This is a genomic window from Sphingomonas sp., assembly GCF_031380695.1.
In the GTDB taxonomy this organism is placed as follows: domain Bacteria; phylum Pseudomonadota; class Alphaproteobacteria; order Sphingomonadales; family Sphingomonadaceae; genus Sphingomicrobium.
In genome coordinates, this window is sequence record NZ_JANMWY010000054.1 from 1 (window position 1) to 5,687 (window position 5,687).

Sequence of the window (5,687 nt, forward strand, 5' to 3'; positions counted from 1 at the left end):
GCCGACGGTCAGTCCGCTGGCCATTCGCACGATAATATCGTCGGAATAATAATGGTTTAGCGTCGCGAGGCCTCGATCTTCCCAGATCTCCTTCGTGATGCCGATGATATAGGCTGGAAAGTCCGCCCAGCGGGGATCGAAACCGGTCATGGCCATCTCGGCTCTACCTTCGACAATATTTCAGACGTTAGGGGTGGGTAACGGCGCACGGCGTCGCTCGACCGTTTCGGGGATCATCAGCCACACGACACCGCCGACGATCAGCCCAGCCGCCGACATCGTCATCGCCGTCGGCAAGCCAAATGCTTCTGCAATGGCGCCGGTGATGAGCGGCGCCGTCATCGAGATGATGCGCCCCCAGTGAAAGATGGACATGGCCGTTGACCGCAGGTGAGGGGGGTAAAGTTCCGACATCCAGGGAGCCCAGGCGACCGACGCAGTGATCATGAAGCCCCACAATGCGCCGCCAAACTGGAGCGCGAATGCGCTGTCGAGCACCAACAGGTAGAGCAGAACCGACGCGCCGCCTACAAAGAAGCCGATGCCGGTGAGCCTCCGGCCGTAGCGATCGCTGAACCACCCCCAGAAAAAGCCACCGATCACCGCGCCGATGAACTGCCATGTCACGATGCGTGAAATTACCTGCGGCTCGAAGTGTTTGACGTCCTTCAAATAGGTCGTCACCCAGCCGGCGAAGGCTTGGTAGGCGAAAAAATTCAATCCGACCAAAACAAAGAGCAGGAGGGTAGTGCGGCGTAACGCAAGAGTGAACAGCTCCAACACGGGCAGCTTCGCTGCAGCAGGAGCTGAGTCGCCGGCGCCCCATGGCTTCATGATCCTATCGTCAGGAACGAATAGAAAAACGAGCGGAGCGATCACGAGCGCCGGGAGGGCACCGGCCCATAATAGCACGCGCCAGTCCGATTGACCGATTTGCGTGCCGTAAGCCAAGCCGAGCGCCACGACAGAAAGGTTATAGGTGCCTTGTCCGATCGACGCGAGCTTGCCCCGTATTCTACTTGGGAAAAGGCTCATGTAGGTGGCGATGAGAACCGGAAAGATCGCGCCGAGGAAGAAGCCCAGCATGAAGCGCTGTCCGAGCAATTGCGGGTAGCTGGTGACCAAAGCGCCAAGGCTTCCGAATAGCCCGAAGCCAGCGATCACCCAGAACAGCAGGCGACGTCGGCCAAGTCGATCGGCAAGCTGCGCCAGCACGACGGCGCCCGTGAGTGCACCCAAACTTTGCGCGGTGTAGGCGGAACCCGCTTGAGTAAGCGTCAATCCAAGCGCTTGTCGGATTTGGGGCCGCAGCACGTCGACGGTGTTGAACGACCAGCCATAGAGGAACTCAGCTATCATCAGAAAGGCAAAGGCCGTCCACCGACGCGCAGCCGATACGTCCTCGGCTCGAGTGAATTTTGCCGTGGCCAACCAACTACTCTCCTCGACCGACTGCGCTTATCCGCGCAGTCGCAGCGTTTAACCTCTATAGGGTCGGAGCGCTGCAGTTCTCTGCAAAAACAATTTTAAACACACTATGCATTGGGATGCAACGATGCGGCGAGCGACCTGATACTCGGACAAGCAGCCCGCGACTTCCCGTCGAGGAAGAAGAGACCGGTGGGTCAGTAACTATCGCCAGGTTGCCGCGCGCAAAGCTCAATCGGCGGTCCAGCCGCCGTCGACGATGAGGCTGGTGCCGGTGACCAGCGCCGAGGCATCTGACGCGAGGAAGAGGATGGCGCCCATCAGATCTTCGACCTGGCCGATGCGGCCGAGCTTGATCTTGCTGAGGACGGACGCCTTGAACGCCGCGTCCTCGAAGAAGGGCTTCGTCAACGGAGTCTCGATGAAGGTCGGTGCGATGGTGTTCGAACGGATGCCGTGCGCGGCGAGGTCGAGCGCAAAGGCCTTGTTGAGCCCTTCGAGCGCCCATTTCGAGCCGCAGTAGAGCGAGCGATTGGGGCCGCCGACGTGGCCCATTTGCGAGCTCATGTGGATGAGACTTCCCTGCACGCCTTCGGCAATCATCCGCAGCGCGCAAGCCTGTGCGACGAAAAACGCGCTCTTGACGTTGAGTCCGAAGACCGCATCGAAATCCTCCTCGCTGACCTCGGTCATCGGCTGGGGACGATTGGTGCCGGCATTGTTGACGAGGACGTCGAACGCGCGTTGATCGGCGAAGAAGGCGTCGGTGGCGGCACGGTCCGAGACGTCAAGCACCGCCGCACGGCCGCTCATCGCCTCGGCCGCAGCCTCGACCTCGGGCGCGGTTCGGGCAACAAGCACGACGTCGGCCCCAGCCTCGGCCAGCGCGGCGGCGGCGGCCAGCCCGATCCCCCGCCCCGCTCCCGTGACGACGGCGCGGCGGCCGTCGAGACGAAAACTGGGCGTTTTGGGCAGGATCAAAGCGCTTCGGCCTTTCCGGCGTAGGGAATGTTGCGCCCGCCATAGCGGCGAACGCGGATGTTGGCCTGCTCGCCATGTCCGGCAAAGCCTTCGAGCGCGCACAGGCGGCTGCAATATTCGCCGATCATCGTCGTCGCCTCATCGGTCAGCACGCGCTGGTAGGTGCAGGTCTTGAGGAACTTTCCAACCCACAGACCCCCGGTATAGCGCGCCGCCTTCTTTGTCGGCAGCGTATGGTTGGTGCCGATGACCTTGTCGCCATAAGCGACATTGGTCCGCGGCCCGAGGAACAGCGCGCCGTAATTGGTCATGTTGCGGAGGAAATAATCGGGGTCGCGCGTCATCACCTGGACATGCTCGTTGGCATAATCGTCGGCGACGCGGACCATCTCGGCCTCGTCCTCGCACAACACGACCTCGCCGTAATTCGCCCACGCCTTGCCGGCGATGTCGGCGGTGGGGAGAATCTGGAGCAGCCGCGCGACTTCGCGCATCGTGTCCTCGGCCAGGCGGCGACTGGTGGTGATCAGGATCGCCGGGCTCTCGGGGCCATGTTCGGCCTGGCCGAGCAGATCGGTTGCGCAGATCTCGCCGTCGACCGTGTCGTCGGCGATGACCATCGTCTCGGTTGGCCCTGCGAACAGGTCAATGCCGACGCGGCCGAACAGCTGGCGCTTGGCCTCGGCGACGAAGGCGTTGCCCGGGCCGACCAGCATGTCGACCGGGCCCATGCTCTGCGTCCCGATCGCCATCGCGCCGATCGCCTGGATGCCGCCGAGGCACCAGATCTCGTCGGCTCCGGCCATCGCCTGCGCGGCAACGATCGCCGGGGCGGGACGGCCCTGGAACGGCGGCGCGCAGGTAATCACGCGCGGGACCCCTGCGACCTTGGCGGTGATGACGCTCATGTGCGCCGAGGCGAGCAGCGGATATTTCCCGCCGGGGACATAGCAGCCGGCGGCATTGACCGGGATATGCTTGTGGCCGAGCACGACGCCGGGAAGCGTTTCGACCTCGACCTCGTGCATGCTGTCGCGCTGGATCTGGGCGAAGTTGCGCACCTGCGTCTGGGCGAACTCGATGTCTTTGAGATCCTGCCCGGTGAGTTGATCGATGCAGTCCTGCACTTCGGCCGGACTCAGCCGGTAATCGTCGCGGTCCCAGCCATCGAATTTGATCGACAGCTCGCGCACCGCGGCGTCGCCGCGCGTTGAAATATCGGCGAGGATGGTCTCGACCGTGTCGCGCACCTTGCGGTCATTGTCCGCCCGGGTTTCCGCAGTCGCGCCGCGCTTCAGCCATTCTGCCATATTATCAGGCCCCGCCAGATTGGGCAGCGAACAGGTCGATGCCGATTAGCGAGACAATTTATACTCTCTTGACTGCGTATGCAACAACTTGCATCCCCTAATCGCGAGAACAAGCGGGGCTTAGGGAGCTGGCGATGACCGGACTTGCAGACACCAATCGCTGGAGTAGCGAAGCGATGGAAGCGCGAATCGTACGCTACGCCGACCTTCGACCCTGTTTCAATGCCTTCATCGACACGCGTTCGCCGGGGTCGGAGGCGAAGGAGAACTTCACGATCATCGGCCCGGGCGTATCGGAGAATTCCGAGCAGCATGTCCATATCCCCGAACCGCATGGCTTCAACATCGGCGGCGCGCGGCAGCCGCCCAATTGCGTCAATTCGCAGCACAGCCACGATACCGCCGAAGTGTTCGTCGTCCACAGCGGCAAGTGGCGCTTCGACCTTGGTGAGCAGGGCGACGACGCGCAGGTCGTGCTTCATCCCGGCGACGTGATTTCGCTGCCGACGGGAATGTTTCGCGGCTTCACCAATGTCGGGAACGAGACCGGCTATTTGTTTGCGGTGCTCGGCGGCGACGATCCGGGGCGCGTGCTGTGGGCACCGCAGGTGTTCGACATGGCCGCCGATTATGGGTTGGTGCTGCTTGAGAATGGCTCGCTGGTCGACACGACCGCGGGGCAATCGGTCCCCGCCGACGTGGCGCCAATGCCGCGGACGAGCCAGGAGCAGGTGGCGAAGCTTCGTCGCGCCACCGCCGACGATGCGGCGAAAATGGTGTGGCGCGCCGCGCCGTGCCGCGACTCGATAACCCCGGTTATCGGCGAGCACGCGCCGCTCGATGCCCCGCATCCGTTCCGACTCGAGCGGCTGTGCCTCGGTGGCGACTTCCCCGCCGACCGCCGCACCCCGCACACGCCCGAGGTATTGTTCGTCCACAGCGGAACGGCGCGAGTCGAATGGGACGGCGGCGCGACCGCGCTCGGCGCAGGCGACACGATGACCGTGCCGATCGGCCTTGAGCGAACGCTTGCGGGCAGCACCGAAGCAGTCGTCTATCGCGTCAGCGGCTAGCCACGAATGTCACGCGCAAGCGCGACCGCGCCAGCAAGCAGGAACTCCTGGTCGGACTGAAGCACGAACAGCGACGCGCCCTTGCCGCGCCACTCGGGAACATCCGACGGGCGCGACAGGAACATGCCTACGGTCCGACCGGCGGCTCGTCCGGCGGCGCAGACCTGCTCCACCGCCGCGACCACTTGCGGGTCATCCGGCGTCCCAACGCTATAGGAAATGGTCAGGTCGGCGCGGCCGATGAACAGCGCATCGATGCCCTCGACCACGGCGATTTCGTCGATCGCCTCGACGCCCTCGACATCCTCGATCTGGGCAATGATGGTGACGCCAGTCGCCCCTGCGCGGTGCTTGGCCATGCCAAGCGTGGTATAGCCCGCCGCGCGCGTACTCCCCGCAAAGCCACGGCCGCCGCGCACATAATGACAGGCGCGGACCAGTTCGCGCGCTTCATCCGCCGAGCGAACGTGCGGCACGATGACCCCGTCGGCGCCGCCATCGAGCGCGTTCAGGATATGCTCGTGCGCAGATGACGCCGGACGAACCAGCACGGGCTTGCCGGCGGCGCGCGCTGCCATGATGCAGTCGTCGAGCGAGCCGCGATCGAACGGGGCATGTTCGGCATCCAGCACGAGCAGGTCGAGCGGCGACAGCCCCAGCACTTCGACAACATGGCGGTGCGGGGTCTTGACCCAGGTCCCGGCGAGCAGCTCACCGGCGCGCAGGCGCTCGCGGAAGGTCATGCCCCCGCTCCCCACAGCTTGCGGCTCGCCAGCGCCGCGCCTTCGACCAGCGCGCCGAGCTTGGCGTAGACGATGTCGGGATCGACTGCGCCGAACCCGGCGAAGGTCGAAAAGCCGCAGTCGGTCCCGGCGATGACCCGCTCGCGGCCGAC

The 5,687-nt window shown here is 64.1% G+C and carries 5 protein-coding genes; 1 reads left to right on the forward strand and 4 read right to left on the reverse strand.

The window, feature by feature from the left end; all coding sequences use genetic code 11:
- Positions 1-180 precede the first annotated feature (180 nt).
- The 3 genes from RMN84_RS02280 to hisD all read right to left on the reverse strand — a co-directional run bounded on the left by RMN84_RS02280 (position 181) and on the right by hisD (position 3,719).
- On the reverse strand, positions 181-1,431 hold the full coding sequence (locus RMN84_RS02280) for an MFS transporter (protein ID WP_309610590.1): 1,251 nt from the start codon (positions 1,429-1,431) through the stop codon (positions 181-183).
- 228 nt (positions 1,432-1,659) lie between these two features.
- Positions 1,660-2,409: an SDR family oxidoreductase gene (locus tag RMN84_RS02285; protein WP_309610591.1), complete on the reverse strand. Its 750-nt coding sequence runs from the start codon at positions 2,407-2,409 to the stop codon at positions 1,660-1,662.
- Positions 2,406-3,719, reverse strand: coding sequence for a histidinol dehydrogenase (gene hisD / locus RMN84_RS02290; RefSeq protein WP_309610592.1), 1,314 nt, complete (start codon positions 3,717-3,719; stop codon positions 2,406-2,408). The genes RMN84_RS02285 and hisD overlap by 4 nt, the downstream gene beginning before the upstream one ends.
- Positions 3,720-3,853: 134 nt before the next feature.
- Between hisD and RMN84_RS02295 the strand changes: the two genes are divergently transcribed.
- The gene (locus RMN84_RS02295; RefSeq protein WP_309610593.1) at positions 3,854-4,792 is read left to right on the forward strand and encodes a cupin domain-containing protein; all 939 of its coding nucleotides are present in this window, start codon (positions 3,854-3,856) and stop codon (positions 4,790-4,792) included.
- Here RMN84_RS02295 and RMN84_RS02300 read toward each other — a convergent pair.
- A complete protein-coding gene (locus RMN84_RS02300) occupies positions 4,789-5,535 on the reverse strand; it encodes an aldolase/citrate lyase family protein (RefSeq protein ID WP_309610594.1) in 747 nt (248 codons plus the stop codon). The genes RMN84_RS02295 and RMN84_RS02300 overlap by 4 nt on opposite strands.
- Positions 5,536-5,687 lie beyond the last annotated feature (152 nt).